Genomic DNA, 16,833 nt, shown 5'->3' on the forward strand with positions numbered 1-16,833 from the left:
GAAGCGCCGCGCGGCACCACACTGTTTTCCATCCGTCCGCGGTGCCGGCCTCCGCGACGCCGGGCCCTGCATGGTGCCCGGGCCGCAGGCGCGGACCCGCCGGCGGCGGCACGCCCGCGGCAACCGGAGTGAGTCTCGATTCCGCAGCCGCGCGGCGGCTCCGCTAGCCTGACCGGACCATTCCGGACAGGGCCATCCGTGTCGAACGCTTCCGACATCCACCGCAGCCACCGGGTCGGCTGGCTGCGCGCGGCGGTACTCGGCGCCAACGACGGCATCGTCTCGATCGCCGGGCTGATGGTCGGCGTGACCGCGGCCGGCGCCGACCATCGCACCGTGCTGGTGACCGGCGTCGCCGGCACCGTCGCCGCGGCGATGTCGATGGCGGCGGGCGAGTACGTCTCGGTGCAGTCGCAGGCCGATACCGAACGCGCCGACCTGGCCACCGAGCGCCGCCAGCTGCGCGAGGCGCCGCACCGGGAACTCGAGGAACTGGCCGGCATCTACCGCCGCCGCGGGCTCGATCCCGCGCTTGCCGGCCAGGTCGCCGCGCAGCTGACCGCACACGATGCGCTGGCCGCGCATGCGCGCGACGAGCTCGGCCTGAGCGAGACCCTGCGCGCACGGCCGCTGCAGGCGGCGCTGGCATCGGCGGCCGCGTTCCTGGTCGGCGCGGCGCTGCCGATCGTCGCGGCCCTGCTGTCGCCGCCGGCGCGGGTGGAGGCGCTGGTCTGGGCCAGCACCGTCATCGGCCTGCTGCTGTCCGGCGCGCTGGCCGCCCATGCCGGCGGCGCGCCGGTGCTGCGCGGCGCGCTGCGGGTCGGGTTCTGGGGCGTGCTGGCGATGGCCGCCGCGAGCCTGATCGGGCGGCTGTTCGACGTCTCGGTCTGACCGCCGCTTCCGGCGTGGCAGGCCGCCTCCCGAGCCGGCCTACGCCGCAGCCGGCGGCGCGATCCGCAGCCAGCGCGCGATGACCGCGCGCGCCTCGTCGACGCCGACCTTCGATTCGCCGGAGAAGGTCTGCACGCTGACCTTGTCGCCGTGCTGGGCCTGCAACTCCCTGCGCACCGCCTGCAGGGTGTTGCCGGCCGCGCCGCGGCCCAGCTTGTCGGCCTTGGTCAGCAGTACATGGGCCGGCATGCCGTGTTCGACCGCGAAGGCGATCATCTGCCGGTCGTAGTCCTTCAGCGGATGGCGGATGTCCATGACCACGACCAGGCCCTTGAGCGCCTCGCGCTCGCGGAAGTAGCGCGCCAGGAACGCCTGCCAGTGCGCCTGCAGGTCGCGCGGCACCTTGGCGTAGCCGTAGCCGGGCAGGTCGACCAGGTAACGGTTCTCGTGCGGCGGCAGGGCGAAGAACACCAGTTGCTGGGTGCGTCCGGGGGTCTTGGACACCCGCGCCAGCGCGTTCTGCTGGCACAGCGCATTGAGCGCGCTGGACTTGCCGGCGTTGGAGCGGCCGGCGAAGGCGACCTCGAACCCGCCGTCGGGCGGCAGCTGCTGCGGGGTGTGTGCGGCCAGCAGGTAGCTGGCCCGTGCAAAGGGATTGGACATCGCGATAGCTTGGCACGGACCGGCCGGCGGCGCCCGCGCGCCGGCCGGAAGCACGCTGCGCTGCGGTTTGACCGCCCTGACCCCGCCACACATAATCCGGGCACTCGCGTCCGCAGCCCGGCCGCGGGGCCAACGATCCACGGAGCCCAGCAAATGCGCCACGCTCGTGTCTACGGAGTTGCCGGTCTTGCCGTCCTGCTGGTCGGCGCCGTCGCCTTCGCCCAGTCCACCGTGGCGCCGCTGCCGGACAACCCGCCGGTCGAGACCGAACCGCTGGACGCCAACGCGGTCGCCGCGCTGGCCAAGGCCGCGCCCGGCGATCCGCAGAAGGGCGCGCAGCTGGCCGGCGCCTGCGCCGCCTGCCACGGCCTCGACGGCAATGCCGACATCGATCCGACGATCTACCCGCGCATCGCCGGCCAGAGCGAGCGCTACGTCGCCCGCCAGCTGGCCCTGTTCAAGAGCGGCGAGCGCCTGAGCCCGCTGATGCAGCCGTTCGCGCTGCCGCTGAGCGCGCAGGACATGCGCGACCTCGGCGCCCACTACGCGCAGCAGGAGGCGGGCGCCGGCATCGCCGACGACGGCCTGGTCGAAAGCGGCCCCTACGAGGGCATGAAGTTCTACGAGGTCGGCCAGAAGCTGTTCCGCAGCGGCGACGCCGAGCGCGGCCTGCCGGCCTGCATGGCCTGCCACGGACCGGCCGGCAGCGGCAATCCCGGGCCGGCCTATCCGCATGTCGGCGGCCAGCAGGCGTGGTACAGCTCGGCCCGCCTGTACACCTATCGCGAAGGCGTCTCCGACGAGCAGGACAAGCACCTGTTCAACGTCATGGCGTCGGTCGCCAAGTCGCTGACCGACGAGGAGATCGAGGCGCTGGCCAGCTACATGCAGGGCCTGCATGCGCGCCCCGACCCGGCGATGCTGGCGGCGATCGAGGCCCAGGCGGCGGCGCAGCCGGCGCCGGCCGTCCCGCTGGAGGAAACCCCGGTGCCAACCCCGGATGCCGACGAAGCCGACCCCGGGACCGACCCCGCGCCGGACGCCACGCCGGACGCGGACTGACCGCGACCGCCGCCACGCGTCGCGCATGGTGACGTCGCCAGTCCGGTCGCGGCACGACACGCGCTGCAGCGGCCGCCACGCAGTCGTATGATGCTGCGCTGCCCGTTCGCAGGAGCTGCGGCCATGATCCGTCCCTTCCGCCAGCCGCGCCTCGCGGCACTGCTGTGCCTGCTGCTGCCGGTCGCCGCGCTGCTCGCGCCGGCATCGGCGCAGACCCCGGCCGCGGACAGCGCCCCCGTGGGCGGCGCGTTGCTGGAGGGCCGCGACTACGTGCCGATTCCCTTCGGCGCACCGCTGGCGCCGCAGGCCGGCGGCATCGAGGTGGTCGAGGTGTTCTCCTACGGCTGCATCCACTGTTTCCAGTTCCAGTCGCTGCTCGATCCCTGGCTGGCCCGGCAACCGGACGACGTGCGCTTCGTGTTGCTGCCGGCCGCGTACTCGGCCAACGACGCCTTCGCGCGCGGCTTCTTCGCCGCGCAGGAACTGGGGCTGCAGCGCCAGACCCATCACGCGCTGTTCTCCGCGGTGCATGAACAATCGGTACTGCCACGTGGCGGTGCCGGCTACGAGGCGGTCGCGCACTGGTACGCCGCGCACGGCGCGCCATCGCAGGCGGCATTCCTGGCCGCGATGACGAGCCCGGCAACTGACGAGAAAATGAACCAGGCGCACGCGTTCGCCGTCCGCAGTGGTGTCCGGGGCACGCCGACCCTCATCATCAACGGCAGGTACCGCGTGCAGGCCCCCAGCCTGCGGGAGGCGCTGGACGTCGCCGGGCAGCTGATCGCCCGCGAACGCGCCGCCCGCTGAGCCGCAATCCGATCCATCCCTCGAGAGATTCCGCATGAAGATCCGCCACGCCCTGCTTGTCCTCCTTGCCCCGGCCCTGCTGGCGGCCTGTACCCAGCAGCCCGACACGGCGGCCACGCCGGCCGCCTCCGCCGACGCGCCGCAGGGTACCGAGCAGGTCGCGCCGGCCGCCGGCGGCGAGTCCGGCGAGATCACGCCCGACGCCGACAACGGCGCGCCGGCCGAACCCGTGCCCGATGCGGACGCGGACGCGACGGAAGCGGAGACGCCGGCCGCGCCGACGCCCGCGCCCGCCGTGCAGCCGCCCGCCGGTCCGGCGCCGCAGGCCGGCAAGGACTATGTCGAGATCAGCGGCGGCCAGCCGTTCGCCGCGACGCCCGGCAGGATCGAGGTCGCCGAGGTCTTCGCCTACTGGTGCGGCCACTGCGCCGCGTTCGAGCCGCTGGTCAATGCCTGGAAGGCGAAGCAACCGGCGGACGTGCATTTCGTCGCGGTACCGGCGGTGTTCAACGACGCCGACAGCTTCCCGCGTGCATTCTACGCCGCCGAGACCATGGGCGTGCTCGACAGGACCCACGACGCGACGTTCAACGCCATCCACATCCAGCGCCGGCTGCCGCCCAACGCCAGCCTCGACGCGATCGTCGACTTCTACGGCACGCTCGGCGTCGACACCGCGCAGCTGCGCAGCACGATGCAGAGCTTCGCGGTCAACGCCAGCATGGGGCGCGCGCGCGCGTTCGGTGTGCGCAGCGGTATCGACAGGACGCCGACCCTGGTCGTCGCCGGCAAGTACCGGGTGACCGGCGGCGGCTCGCTCGACGACACCCTGCGCATCGCCGACCACCTGGTCGCCATGGAGCGCGCGGCGCACTGACGTGAGCGAGGTCGCACCGGTCCAACGGCTCAAGCTGCTCAGCGCCAACATCCAGGCGGGGTCGAGCACGCGCCGCTACAGCGACTACGCGACGCGCAGCTGGTCGCACGTGCTGCCGGCCGGCAACAAGCGCGTGTCGCTCGACGCCATCGCCAGGCTGGCCGGCACCTACGACATCGTCGGCCTGCAGGAGGCCGACCCGGGCAGCTGGCGCTCGGGCTTCACCAACCAGACCCACTACCTGGCCGAACGCGGCGGCTTCGGCTACTGGAGCCACCAGCCGAACCGGCGCGTCGGCGCGGTCGCGTCCAGCGCCAACGGCCTGCTGAGCAAGGTCGAGCCGATCGAGGTCGTCAACCACGCGCTGCCCGGCCGCATCGGCGGCCGCGGCGTGCTGCTGGGCCGCTTCGGCGAGGGCGACACGGGGCTGGTGATCGCGGTCGCGCACCTGTCGCTGGGCGCGCAGTCGCGGCGCTCGCAGCTGTCGTTCATCGCCGAGGTCATGCAGCAGTACCCGAATGCGGTGCTGATGGGCGACTTCAACTGCACCTCCGACCGGCCGGAGATGGAGATCCTCTACCGCGAGACCCGCCTGCAGCCGCCGTCCTGCGCGGTGCACACGTTCCCCAGCTGGAAGCCGCAGCGCGCGATCGACCACATCCTGGTCACCAGCAACCTGCAGTGCGCGAACATGCAGGCGATGCCGGCGGCGTTCTCCGACCACCTCGCGCTGTCGACCGAACTGATCATTCCCGACGCCGCGCTGCGGCGCTGAGGGTGCGCCGGCGGGCGGGTCTCGACCCGCCACGCCGCCCGCGCCCGGCTCAGAACTCCAGCCCCAGGCGCGCGTAGACGAAGCGGCCGGGCAGGTCGTAGGTCGATGCGTCGTAGCCGTTGAGGCTGCAGCTCAGGCACACCGGCGGCGCCTTGCCGGTGAGGTTGTTGACGCCGACGCTGATCCGCGTGCCCTTCAGCCACGCGGGGTTGCGCCACGACAGCTGCAGGTCGTGGTAGGTCGTCGCGCCGAGGTCGTTGCGGTCGCCCGCGCTGTCGTCGCAGATCGGGAAGCCGTTGGCGCCGCCGCAGGACTCGCGCAGGCGGTCGATGTGCCGCAGCGTCCATGCCAGCGACCAGGGTCCGCGGGTCCAGTCGCTGACCAGGGTCGCCGACCATTCGGGAATCGCGCTGTCGTTGACCTCCACGCCCGGGCGGCGCGGCTCGGGCTCGCCCGATTCGTTGACCAGTTCGTAGCGCGTGACCCAGGTGGCGCGGGCGTCGAAGCGCAGCCGGCCCCAGTCGCCGTCGGGCAGGGTCCAGACCGCGCTGAAGTCCCAGCCGTCGGTCTTGATCGTGCCGAGGTTGTCGAGGATGTCGTCGAAGCGGATGATCTGGCCGCGGTCGCTGCGGTCGTAGGCGGCGCAGGCGACGGGGTCGCGGGTGGCGACGCAGCGGTCGAGGATGCCCTGGGCGTCGGGCGCCTGGATCGCGCCGTCGATGTGGTGGCGGTAGAAGGTCACGCCGAGGTCGAGCCGGTCCGACCATGACACGCCGTCGGCGAACGAGGGGCTCCACACCGCGCCGACCATCAGGCTGCGGCTGTGCTCGGGTTCGAGTTCGGCGTTGCCCGAGGTCACCACCGAGATCTGCGAATTGGTCTGCTCGTAGCCAGGCGGCACGCCGTCGGCGGCGCAGGCGGCCGACGAGGAGGCCGCGCCCGAACACGGATCGACCAGGGTCGCGTCGAAGCGGCTCAGGGTGCCGTAGAGCTCGCCGATCGACGGCGCGCGGAAGCCCTCGGCATAGCTCATCCGGAACAGGATCTCGTCGACCGGCTGCCAGCGCAGGCCGACCTTGCCGGTGCTCTCGCCGCCGAAGGTCGAATAATCCGAGTAGCGGCCGGCGACGCTGAGGTCTAGGCGCTCGCCGGACGCCGGGTCGTGCAGCAGTGGCAGGCTGAACTCGGCATAGGCCTCGCGGACGCTGTAGTCGCCGCGGGTCGCGCCCGACGGCACGCCGTTGTACTCGCCGGCGACGGTGATCGGGTCGGGCGTGTAGCTGCCCTCGTACTTGCGGTACTCCAGGCCCGCGGCGAACGACAGCGCGCCGGCCCACAGCTGGGCGAGGTCGCCGGTGATGTTGGCCGAGGCCAGGCTCAGCGTGTTGCGGCTCTCGTCGTGCACGACCGGCTGGATGAAGGCCAGCATCTCCGGGGTGATCGTGCCGGGCCCGCCGAACAGGTCCAGCGGCACGCAGCCGGCGATCGCCGCGCAGGCGGCCGGATCGCCGAGCGCCTCGTTGATGCGGCGCACGTTGTAGCTGCCGGTGTTGGTCTGCTCGGCGCGGCTTTCGCTGCGTACCAGGTTGACGTCCCAGTTCCAGGTGCGGTCGCCGACGCCGAACATGCCTTCCGCACCGGCGGCGACGTACCAGGTCCTGACCTTCTGCTCGTAGCGGCGCACCCCGCCCTCGACCGGCCTGCGCCCGACCAGGAACAGGTTGGCGTCGTCGCCGACCGTGGTCAGGTCGAAGCCGAACGGGTTGTAGGGATTCAGCGCCGAGATCACCAGCGTCTCCTCGGCCCAGGGGTTGTAGACGCCGGCGTCGGTGCCGAGGAAGAACGGCTCGGGCGCGGCCTGGTTGGCCGAGTTGCGTTCGTTGTAGAGCACGCGGGTGTAGCCCGAGACCTGCGGCGTGAACTCGAAGCGCAGCTGGCCGAACACCGACTTGCGCTCCGACGGGGTCAGCAGCAGGTTGCTGGGCGCGAAGTTGTAGCGGTCGGCGGTGCCGAAGCAGTGGAAGTCGTCGGTGCGGTCGCAGCCGGTCTGGGTCGGGTCGTAGACCGGCGAGGTCGCGCCGTCGTTGGGCGAGAGGTCGAAGACCTCGCCGGTGTTGGGGTCCTGGAAGATGAAGCGGCCGGCCGGCGTCGCCGAGCTGCCGTTCGCCAGTCCGGTGCCGGGCACCGGCTCGCGCGCGTTGGCGAACTTCGAGGACGCGATCTCGCGCTGCTTGTAGTACGAGGCGCCGACGAACCACTGCGCGCGTTCGCTGCTGCCGCCCCAGCCCAGGTCCGCGCCCCAGGTCGCGCCGCCGAGGTCGTCGTACTCGCCGTAGTGCAGGTCGAGGCTGCCGCCGTCGGCGTCGCGGCGGGTGATGATGTTGACCACGCCGGCGATCGCGTCGGAGCCGTAGAGCGACGAGGCGCCGTCCTCCAGCACCTCGATGCGTTCGATCAGCGCCAGCGGGATGGTGTTGAGGTCGACCGCCGCGCCGACGCCCGAGGCCGACGACTCGTTGACCCAGCGGATGCCGTCGACCAGCACCAGCACGCGCTTGGGTCCCAGGTGGCGCAGGTCGACGGTCGCCGCGCCGGCACCGACGCCGCCGCCATCGGGCGGCGCGCCGAAGTTGCCGCTGGAATTGAACTTCGTGTTCAGCGCCGCGCCGCTGGCGGTGAGGTTCTGCACGATGTCGGCGACCGAGGTGAAGCCGCTGCGGTCGATGTCCTCGCGGGTCAGCACCTGCACCGGCACCGCGGTCTCCAGCTCGGCCTTGCGGATGCGGGTGCCGGTCACGCTGACCGTGTCGAGGGTGCGGGCCTCGGGCTGGGCCGGCGCGGGCGTCTGCGCGACGGCCAGTGCGGGCAGGCAGGCCAGCAGCGACAGCTGGACCGCGGCGGCGAGGCGGTGACGGGACGGTTGGGACATGGCGGCGGCTCCGGCAGTGGACAGGGATTGCCGGTGCCCCCGTGCCGCCAGCCCTGCCGTTGTAACGAATCTTTAACCTGCCGGCACCTGGGGTCGACCCCAGCTCGACTCGCGCGCGATCAAGTCCAGGCCGGGCAGCGCGACGCCCTGCCCGGCCGCCGCGCCGACAGCGGCATCGGCCGCGTCCATGTCGAAGCCCTGCGCCGCGTACCAGTCCGGGTTGTAGTAGCTGTGCGCATAGCGCCCGCCGCCGTCGCAGAGGATGGTGACGATCGAGCCCGACCGGCCGGCATCGTGCATCGCGCGGGCGACGGCCAGCACGCCGATCATGTTGGTGCCGGTCGAGCCGCCGACCCGGCGGCCGAGCCGGCGGCTGACGTCGCGCATCGCCGCCAGGCTCAGCGCGTCGGGGACCTTGACCATCGCGTCGACGCAGCCGGGCACGAAGCTCGGCTCGACGTGCGGGCGGCCGATGCCCTCGATCCGCGACGCCGGCGCGGGCGCGACGTCGCCCGCCGTGGACTCGCCGCGCACGCCGCGCGCGTAATGGTCGAAGAACGCCGAATGCTCGGGATCGGCGCACAGGATGCGGCTGTCGAAGCCGCGGTAGCGGGCGTAGCGGCCGATCGTCGCGCTGGTGCCGCCGGTGCCCGCGCTGCAGACGATCCACGCCGGCACCGGGTGCGTCTCCTGGGCCATCTGCTTGAAGATCGACTCGGCGATGTTGTTGTTCGCGCGCCAGTCGGTCGCGCGCTCGGCATAGGTGAACTGGTCCATGAAGTGGCCGCCGATGTCGCGCGCCAGCTGCTGCGACGCCGCGCCGATGTCGCAGGCGCTCTGCACCAGGTGGCAGCGGCCGCCCTGGAACTCGATCGCGGCGATCTTGTCGGGCGAGGTCGAGGCCGGCATCACCGCGACGAACGGCAGGCCCAGCAGGCGCGCGAAATACGCCTCCGACACCGCGGTCGAACCGCTCGACGCCTCGACCACGGTGCTGCCGGCATGCAGCCAGCCGTTGGCCAGCGCGTACAGGAACAGCGAGCGCGCCAGCCGGTGCTTGAGGCTGCCGGTCGGGTGGCTGGACTCGTCCTTGAGGTAGACGTCGATGCCGGGAAACGCCGGCAGCGGCAGCGGAATGAGGTGGGTGTCGGCGGACCGGTTGAAGTCGGCCTCGATCCTGCGGATGGCCTGGGCCACCCAGTCGCGGTTGGACATGGTGCACTCGTGGTGGCGACGCGCGGCAACCGGCCGCCGCACAGCGGATGGGGGGCTGTCGGGATCCGCGAAGGATGTCCTGCCGGGCTGCCCGCAGCCGGGCCCGCGTATCTCGAACGGGCCCTAGTGTACGTCGCCGCGACGGCGGCCCCGCGTGGCGGTATGCTGTCGGCCATGTCCGTCCGCGCCTCCCGCCCGCCGTCCCTGCGCCTCTGGCTGCACGCGCTGCTGTGCCTGGTGCTGCTGGGCAACGGCCTGGGCGCGGCGATGGCCTCGGGGCGGGTCGCGGTGATCGAGACCGATGCCGCCGTGGCGGCCGCGATCGCACGGGACGCCGCCATCGCGGATACCGCGGGCGACTGCCATGGCAGCGGCGAAGCGGCCGCGGCGCACGCCGCGATGCCGGACATGGCCGACGACCACGCCCGGCACGGCGACGACTGCCTGCAGTTCTGCCTCGACTCCTGCCTGCAGCACACCCACGCGGTAGCCGGACCGGCTGCGGCCGTCATCGACACCGGCCTGCGCGACGCGCCGGTGGACGCCAACGCCCGCGGCCTGCCGGCGACCCCGCGGCTGCCGTTGCTGCGCCCCCCGATCGGCTGAGCCTGCGCCACCCGGCGCCTGTTCGCGCATGGCCGCGGCCCCTGCCGCGCGCCGTCCCCACAGCTTCCCGAGTCCGGCCGGCCCCACGCGTCGGTTGTGACGGAGTTCCGCCATGTCCCCAGATCCCAACCGACCCGCGCCGTGGGCGCGGTCCCCGCTGTCGCGCCGCAGCTTCGTCCAGGGCCTCGCCCTCGGCGGCCTGGCCGCCGGCACCGCCGGCTGGCTGCCGGCACTGGCCGCCGGCAGCGATGCCCGCACCGGCCCGAACGTGCTGCGCGGCACCGACTTCGACCTGTCGATCGGCGCCTCGCCAGTCAATTTCACCGGCCGCACGCGGCCGGCGATCACCGTCAACGGCAGCCTGCCCGCGCCGGTCCTGCGCTGGCGCGAAGGCGATACCGTGACCCTGCGCGTGGCCAACCGCCTGCCCGATGCGATCACGTCCGTGCACTGGCACGGCATCCTGCTGCCGGCCAACATGGACGGCGTGCCGGGACTGAGCTTCAACGGCATCCATCCCGGCGAGACCTTCACCTACCGCTTCCAGCTGCGCCAGTCGGGCACCTACTGGTACCACAGCCATTCGCTGTTCCAGGAGCAGGCCGGGCTGTACGGCGCGCTGATCGTCGACCCGCGCGAACCGCTGCCCTACGCCTGGGACCGCGAGCACGTGGTGCTGCTGTCGGACTGGACCGACCTCGACCCGGGCCAGCTGTTCCGGCGCCTGCGCAAGTACCCCGAGTACGACAACTACTACAAGCCGACGGTCGGCGACTTCTTCCGCGACGTGCGCCGGCAGGGGCTGGCCGCCACCGTGGCCGACCGCCGCGACTGGGGCCGGATGCGGATGACGCCGACCGACATCTCCGACGTCAACGCGCACACCTACACCTACCTGTTCAACGGCACCACGCCGGCCGGCAACTGGACCGGCCTGTTCCGCAGCGGCGAGAAAGTGCTGCTGCGCTTCATCAACGGCTCGGCGATGACCTACTTCGACGTGCGCATCCCGGGGCTGAAGATGACCGTGGTCGCCGCCGATGGCCAGCCGATCCATCCGGTGACCGTCGACGAGTTCCGCATCGCGGTCGCCGAGACCTTCGACGTGCTCGTCGAACCGTCCGGACAGGACGCCTACACCATCTTCGCCCAGGACATGGGCCGCACCGGCCATGCCCGCGGCACGCTGGCGGTGCGCCCGGGACTGGCCGCGCCGGTGCCCGCCCACGACCCGCGGCCGCTGCTGACGATGGCCGACATGGGCCACGACCACGGCGCGCACGGCAGCCACGCCGCGCCCGCGGCCGGCGGCCATGCTGCGATGGACCACGCTTCGACGGAGCACGCGGCCATGGACCATGCCGCGATGGGGCATGCCGGCATGGACCACGCGGCGATGGGCCACGGCGCGCACGAGACCGCCGGCATGCAGGCGCATCCCGCCAGCGAGACCCGCAACCCGCTGGTCGACATGCAGACGATGACGCCGATCCCGCGGCTCGACGACCCCGGCATCGGCCTGCGCGACAACGGCCGGCGCGTGCTGACCTACGCCGACCTGCGCAGCATCGCCGGCGACGAGGACGGCCGCGACCCGGGTCGCGACGTCGAGCTGCACCTGACCGGGCACATGGAGAAGTTCTCGTGGTCGTTCGACGGCATCCCGTTCGCCGGCGCCGATCCGCTGCGGCTCAACTACGGCGAGCGCATGCGCATCGTGCTGGTCAACGACACGATGATGACCCACCCGATCCACCTGCACGGCGTGTGGAGCGACGTCGAGGACGCCAACGGCGACTTCATGGTGCGCAAGCACACCGTCGACATGCCGCCGGGCAGCCGGCGCAGTTTCCGGGTGCGCGCCGACGCGCCCGGGCGCTGGGCCTTCCACTGCCATCTGCTCTACCACATGGAAGCGGGGATGATGCGCGAAGTGAGGATCGAGGCATGAGGACCGACCTCCGACATCCACGATCGCTGCTCGCCGCCACGCTGCTGCTGGCCCTGTCCGCCACCGCCGCCGCCCAGCATGCGCAGCACGTGCCGGCGCCCGCGACGGACACGCCGGCCGCCACCGATCCGCACGCCGGGCACGCGCAGCGCACGACGGCCGACGATCCACACGCGGCCCATCGCGCGCAGCCCGCTGCACCGGCTGCGGACCCGCATGCCGCGCACCGGCAGTCCGCAGCCGACCCGCATGCCGGCCACGGGCACGATGCACCGGCAAGCGACCCGCATGCCGGCCACCGCACGACATCCACCCCCCCGGCCGCCGATCCGCACGCCGCGCATCGCGCACAGTCCGCCGCCACGGCCGACGACCCGCATGCGGGGCACGCCGGGCACGGCACACCCGCCGCCGCCCCCCATGCCGGGCATCGTGCGCAATCCGCCGATACCGGCGTGGACGCGCACGACCATGGCACCGGGCACCACCACCACGGTCATCACGGCCATGCGGGGCATGCGCCGCCGGCAGCGTCCGCCACGCCGCGCACGCCGATCCCGCCATTGACCGAAGCCGACCTCGCCGCCGCGTTCCCGGTGCTCGACCACCACGCGATGGAACACGCCTCGCCGATCAGCACGATGCTGCTGGTCGAGCGCCTGGAAGCCTGGGATGCCGACCACGGCACCGGCCAGGCCTGGGAAGTGGCGGCGTGGATCGGCGGCGACCTCGACCGCGTGTGGCTGCGCAGCGAGGGCGAGCGCGAGGCCGGAAGGACCGGCAAGGCCGATGTCGAACTGCTGTACGGCCGCGGCGTCACGCCGTGGTGGGACGTCGTCGCCGGTGTCCGCCACGACTTCCAGCCGGATGCGCGCAGCTGGGCCGCGTTCGGCGTGCAGGGCCTGGCGCCGTACATGTTCGAGGTCTCGGCGATGGCCTATGCCGGCAGCGGCGGCCAGGTGCAGACGAAGCTCGAGGCGGAGTACGAGATGCGCTTCACCAACCGCCTGATCCTGCAGCCGGCGATCGAAGCCACGGCCTCGCTGAAGGACGAACCGGGCGAACGCATCGGCAGCGGCCTCAATTCGATCGAGGCCGGCCTGCGCCTGCGCTACGAGTTCAGCCGCCGCTTCGCGCCATACATCGGCGTGGTCCATGAACGCAGCTTCGGCGACACCGCCGACTACCAGCGCGCCGCCGGCGGCCATGCGCGCGACACGCGCGTCGTCGCCGGCCTGCGCATGTGGTTCTGAGCCGCATGCGCCGCGCGCCGGGTCCACCGCCGGCGCGCGGCTTCTTCTTTTTCTTTCTCCCATCCGACAAGGACACCACCATGCACCGCACCACCCGCTTCGCCCTGCTCGCCCTGCTCGCCCTGCTGCTGTCGCCCGCACTCGCCGCCGCGCAGGAGCATGCCCATCACGGCCACGACAACGGCCATGCCGGCCACGCCAGCCCGGCGACGGACGACGCCGATGCCGCCGCGCGCGAGGAGTTCGCCCGGCTCGACCGCAATGGCGACGGCTACATCGGCCACGACGAACTGCCCGCCGACCATCCGCTGCATGCCCATTTCGGCCACATCGACCGCAACGGCGACCACCGTCTGGACCTCGAGGAGTTCCTCGCCGGCGCGGCGATGCGCTGAGCACCGCCGGCAACCCGGCATCCGGATTCCGCCTGCGGGATCCGGGCGCCGTCGGCGACGGCGCGCGCCGGATCCCGGCGTGCCGAAAAGACGCAGGTCGGCGCTACGCCGCCGGCCTGCGGAACACGGACGTTCTTGCCGCCCGCACGCCTACGCCAGCAGCAGGCTCGCGCCGACCAGGAACAGGAACACCGCGAATACGCGCTTGAGCGCAGGGCCGCTGATCGCGTGCGCGATCCGCGTGCCCAGCGGCGCGCACAGCATCGAGGTCAGCGCGATGCCGATCGCGGCGGGCAGGTACACGTAGCCCAGCGAATGCGCAGGCATCACCCCGGCGGGCGCATGCGCCGCATAGCCGGCCGCACTGGCCAGGCCGATGAACACGCCACAGGCCGACGAGGTGCCGACCGCGCGCACCGGCTGCACCCCGCGCCAGACCAGCAGCGGCACGGTCATGCTGCCGCCGCCGATGCCGACCAGCGACGACACCGCGCCGATGCCGACGCCGGCCGTGCTGATGCCCGCGCCGCGCGGCGTCACGCTGGCGCCGCCCGCGGGCGGCGATCGCGACAGCAGCATCTGCAGGCCGGCGACGCCGCAATAGGCGATGACGCCGAACTTCAGCCATTGTCCGTCGACCCGCACCGCAAACAGCGTGCCGAGCCAGCCGCCGAGCAGCACGCCGGGCACCATCCACGCGACCGTCGGCCACAGCACGCTGCCGCGGCGGCTGTGCGACCAGGCCGACGACAGGCCGGTCAGCACCACCGACGCCAGCGACGTGGCCAGCGCGGCATGCACCGCGGCGCCGCCGGGCACGCCGTACAACGGCAACAGCCAGACCAGCGCGGTCACCAACACCAGGCCGCCGCCGATGCCGAGCAGGCCGGCGAGGATGCCGGCGACGGCACCGAGCAACGGAAACAGCAGCAGCGACAACGACATCGGCGGACTCCGGCAGGTGCCGGACGACGCGCGATCGGCAACGGAAGCGGCGCGACGGGCGCGCGGACAGGCGGCAATGCTAGCGGGAACCGCGGCGCAGCGGTTGCCCGCCGGGACAATCCCCGCGTCGGGCGGATCTCGATCCGCCCCCCGCATCTCCGGTACCCGCGCGCGGCGGGTCGAGACCCGCCCTACGCCGCAACAGCAACCCGATCCTGAAAACGGATGACAGACAGCGCGCGACGGCGGCGTTCAGAGCTTGATGCAGACGTTGCGCAGCTCCGTGTAGAACTCCAGGCCATGCGCGCCGCCCTCGCGGCCGATGCCGGACTGCCTGGCACCGCCGAAGGCGGTGCGCAGGTCGCGCAGGTACCAGCAGTTGACCCAGGCCACGCCGACCTCGATCGCCGCGGCGACGCGGTGCGCACGCGCCAGGTCGCGGGTCCAGATCGTCGTCGCCAGCCCGTAGGCGCTGTCGTTGGCGCGCGCGACCGCCTCGTCCTCGTCGTCGAACGGGGCCACGTGGCAGCACGGACCGAAGATCTCCTCGCGCAGCACCGGGGACGCATCGGGCAGGCCGGTCCAGATCGTCGGCTGCACCCAGTAGCCGCCGGCCAGCGCGTCGGGCAGCTGCGGCACGCCGCCGCCGGTGACGACGGTCGCGCCGTCGGCACGCGCACGCGCGTAGCAGTCGAGCACCTTGCGCCGGTGCGTGGCGCTGACCAGCGGGCCGAAACGCGTCGCGGCGTCGCGCGGATCGCCCGGCCGCAGCATCCCGGCCTCCGCCCTGAGGCGCTGCACGAAGGTGTCGAACAACGGCCGCTGCACGTATACGCGCTCGGTGCCCAGGCAGACCTGCCCACTGTTGAGGAAGGCCGCGCGCGCGATGCCGGCGACCGCGGCGTCGAGGTCGCAGTCGGCGAACACGACGCCGGCGTTCTTGCCGCCCAGTTCCAGCGACACCGGCCGCACCCCGGTCGCCGCCGCGCGCATGATCGCGGCGCCGGTGCGGGTCTCGCCGGTGAAGGTGATGCCATCGACGTCCGGGTGCTCGCTGAGGTACTGCCCGGCACTGTCGGGGCCGAAGCCGTGCACGACGTTGAACACGCCGTCCGGCACGCCGGCCTCGCGCATGACCTCGGCCAGCAGCGCGGTCGTCGTCGGCGTGTCCTCGGACGGCTTGACCACGACGGTGTTGCCGAACGCCAGCGCCGGCGCGACCTTCCAGGTCGTCAGCAGCAGTGGCAGGTTCCACGGGCAGATCACCGCGATCACGCCGCGCGGCGTGCGCAGGCCGTAGTTCAGCGCACCGCGGCCGTCGGGCGTCGCGGTGCGGAAGCTTTCGGTCGCGGTATTGGCGATCTGGTCGGCGAACACCTCGAAGTTCGCCGCGCCGCGCGGGATGTCGACCGTGCGCGCCAGCGACACCGGCTTGCCGGTGTCGGCGACCTCGGCGGCGAGGAAATCGTCGAAGCGTGCACGGATCCGGTCGGCGGTCCGGCGCAGCAGCGCGGCGCGGTCGTGCTCGTCCAGGCGTGCCCATGGCCCGCGCAGGGCGCGTCGCGCGGCCTGCACGGCCCGGTCGACGATGCCGGCGTCGGCCTCGCAGACATGACCGATCAGCGCGCCCGTCGCGGGATTGCGGTTCTCGAACGGCGGCCGCGACGAGGCGAACGGCTGGCCGTCGATGAGGTGGTACAGGGTCGGCAGGGCAGACATGGCGGTCTCCTCGTGCGGCGCATGCGGGCATCGCACCCGCGCCGGTCCGGCGCAGGCTCCGGGATACAGGACATCGGCGCGCCGGTCACGTTGCCGCGCGTCATCGCCGCATGGCGGCGGCAGCGACCGGCGCCGGCATCCTGCGATAATCGCCGGCCGTGCTTTCCACACGAACGCGTGTCCCCGCCGATGACCGTCCTCGATCCCGCGGCGTCGCTTGCGCCTGAAATGACCGCCTGGCGCCACCGCATCCATGCCTGGCCGGAACTCGGCTTCGAGGAGCTGCGGACCTCGGCACTGGTCGCCGAGGTGCTCGAATCGCTGGGGCTGGACGTCCACCGGGGCCTGGGCGGCACCGGCGTGGTCGCGGTCATCGACAGCGGCCGGCCGGGGCTGTCGATCGGCCTGCGCGCGGACATGGACGCGCTGCCGATGCAGGAACACAGCGACGCGGACTACCGCTCGCAGCGCGACGGCACCGCGCACACCTGCGGCCACGACGGGCATACCTCGGCGCTGCTGGGCACCGCCACGTACCTGGTCCGGCATCCGCCGGCCAGCGGCCGCGTGGTGCTGATCTTCCAGCCGGCCGAGGAAGGCGGGCGCGGCGCGATCCGCATGGCCGGGGACGGCCTGTTCGCGCGCTTCCCCTGCGACGAGGTCTACGCCTTCCACAACATGCCGCTGCTGGGCCGCGGCAAGGCCAGCGTGCGCAGCGGCGCGACGCTGCAGTCGCTGGCGG

General features: G+C 72.7%; 15 protein-coding genes. 10 read left to right on the top strand and 5 right to left on the bottom strand.

From position 1 onward, the window contains the following. The first annotated feature begins 198 nt into the window (after positions 1 to 198). The gene (locus LDO26_RS13240; RefSeq protein ID WP_232131567.1) at positions 199 to 891 is read left to right on the top strand and encodes a VIT1/CCC1 transporter family protein; all 693 of its coding nucleotides are present in this window, start codon (positions 199 to 201) and stop codon (positions 889 to 891) included. 39 nt (positions 892 to 930) lie between these two features. On the opposite strand, the gene yihA is transcribed toward LDO26_RS13240, so the two are convergent. Further along, positions 931 to 1,554 (bottom strand): ribosome biogenesis GTP-binding protein YihA/YsxC, encoded by a 624-nt coding sequence (gene yihA, locus LDO26_RS13245; protein WP_232131568.1) that lies wholly within the window; start codon positions 1,552 to 1,554, stop codon positions 931 to 933. Between the two features lie 153 nt (positions 1,555 to 1,707). Here yihA and LDO26_RS13250 point away from each other — a divergent pair, with 153 nt between their 5' ends. From LDO26_RS13250 to LDO26_RS13265, 4 genes are all read left to right on the top strand, one after another. Continuing rightward, complete coding sequence (locus LDO26_RS13250) at positions 1,708 to 2,616, top strand: c-type cytochrome (RefSeq protein ID WP_435594086.1); 909 nt, start codon at positions 1,708 to 1,710, stop codon at positions 2,614 to 2,616. A 123-nt stretch (positions 2,617 to 2,739) separates the two neighbouring features. Next, positions 2,740 to 3,426, top strand: a complete 687-nt coding sequence (locus LDO26_RS13255; protein WP_232131569.1) for a thiol:disulfide interchange protein DsbA/DsbL — start codon at positions 2,740 to 2,742, stop codon at positions 3,424 to 3,426. 34 nt (positions 3,427 to 3,460) lie between these two features. Next, the gene (locus LDO26_RS13260; protein ID WP_232131570.1) at positions 3,461 to 4,303 is read left to right on the top strand and encodes a thiol:disulfide interchange protein DsbA/DsbL; all 843 of its coding nucleotides are present in this window, start codon (positions 3,461 to 3,463) and stop codon (positions 4,301 to 4,303) included. A 1-nt stretch (position 4,304) separates the two neighbouring features. Beyond that, positions 4,305 to 5,078, top strand: a complete 774-nt coding sequence (locus LDO26_RS13265) for an endonuclease/exonuclease/phosphatase family protein (protein ID WP_232131571.1) — start codon at positions 4,305 to 4,307, stop codon at positions 5,076 to 5,078. A gap of 49 nt (positions 5,079 to 5,127) precedes the next feature. Here the strand turns inward: LDO26_RS13265 and LDO26_RS13270 are convergent, their stop codons facing one another. Next, positions 5,128 to 8,007, bottom strand: a complete 2,880-nt coding sequence (locus LDO26_RS13270) for a TonB-dependent receptor plug domain-containing protein (RefSeq protein ID WP_232131572.1) — start codon at positions 8,005 to 8,007, stop codon at positions 5,128 to 5,130. Positions 8,008 to 8,079: 72 nt separating this feature from the next. Continuing rightward, entirely contained in the window at positions 8,080 to 9,222 is a 1,143-nt protein-coding gene (locus LDO26_RS13275) for a PLP-dependent cysteine synthase family protein (RefSeq protein ID WP_232131573.1), read from the bottom strand. Between the two features lie 174 nt (positions 9,223 to 9,396). Here LDO26_RS13275 and LDO26_RS13280 point away from each other — a divergent pair, with 174 nt between their 5' ends. The 4 genes from LDO26_RS13280 (at position 9,397) to LDO26_RS13295 (ending at position 13,427) form a co-directional block, all read left to right on the top strand. Then, a complete protein-coding gene (locus tag LDO26_RS13280; protein WP_232131574.1) occupies positions 9,397 to 9,828 on the top strand; it encodes a CopL family metal-binding regulatory protein in 432 nt (143 codons plus the stop codon). Positions 9,829 to 9,940: 112 nt separating this feature from the next. Then, positions 9,941 to 11,779, top strand: coding sequence for a copper resistance system multicopper oxidase (locus LDO26_RS13285; RefSeq protein WP_232131575.1), 1,839 nt, complete (start codon positions 9,941 to 9,943; stop codon positions 11,777 to 11,779). Then, on the top strand, positions 11,776 to 13,032 hold the full coding sequence (locus tag LDO26_RS13290; protein ID WP_232131576.1) for a copper resistance protein B: 1,257 nt from the start codon (positions 11,776 to 11,778) through the stop codon (positions 13,030 to 13,032). The genes LDO26_RS13285 and LDO26_RS13290 overlap by 4 nt, the downstream gene beginning before the upstream one ends. 80 nt (positions 13,033 to 13,112) lie before the next feature. Further along, a complete protein-coding gene (locus LDO26_RS13295) occupies positions 13,113 to 13,427 on the top strand; it encodes an EF-hand domain-containing protein (protein ID WP_232131577.1) in 315 nt (104 codons plus the stop codon). A gap of 150 nt (positions 13,428 to 13,577) precedes the next feature. On the opposite strand, the gene LDO26_RS13300 is transcribed toward LDO26_RS13295, so the two are convergent. Beyond that, on the bottom strand, positions 13,578 to 14,372 hold the full coding sequence (locus LDO26_RS13300) for a sulfite exporter TauE/SafE family protein (RefSeq protein WP_232131578.1): 795 nt from the start codon (positions 14,370 to 14,372) through the stop codon (positions 13,578 to 13,580). 252 nt (positions 14,373 to 14,624) lie between these two features. Next, positions 14,625 to 16,091: a 2-hydroxymuconic semialdehyde dehydrogenase gene (locus LDO26_RS13305; RefSeq protein ID WP_232131579.1), complete on the bottom strand. Its 1,467-nt coding sequence runs from the start codon at positions 16,089 to 16,091 to the stop codon at positions 14,625 to 14,627. Between the two features lie 189 nt (positions 16,092 to 16,280). Between LDO26_RS13305 and LDO26_RS13310 the strand changes: the two genes are divergently transcribed. After that, positions 16,281 to 16,833 (top strand): amidohydrolase (locus LDO26_RS13310; protein ID WP_232131580.1); only part of this gene is annotated, 553 nt, incomplete at its 3' end.

It is taken from the genome of Proluteimonas luteida (genome assembly GCF_021191695.1).
GTDB lineage: Bacteria > Pseudomonadota > Gammaproteobacteria > Xanthomonadales > Xanthomonadaceae > Luteimonas > Luteimonas luteida.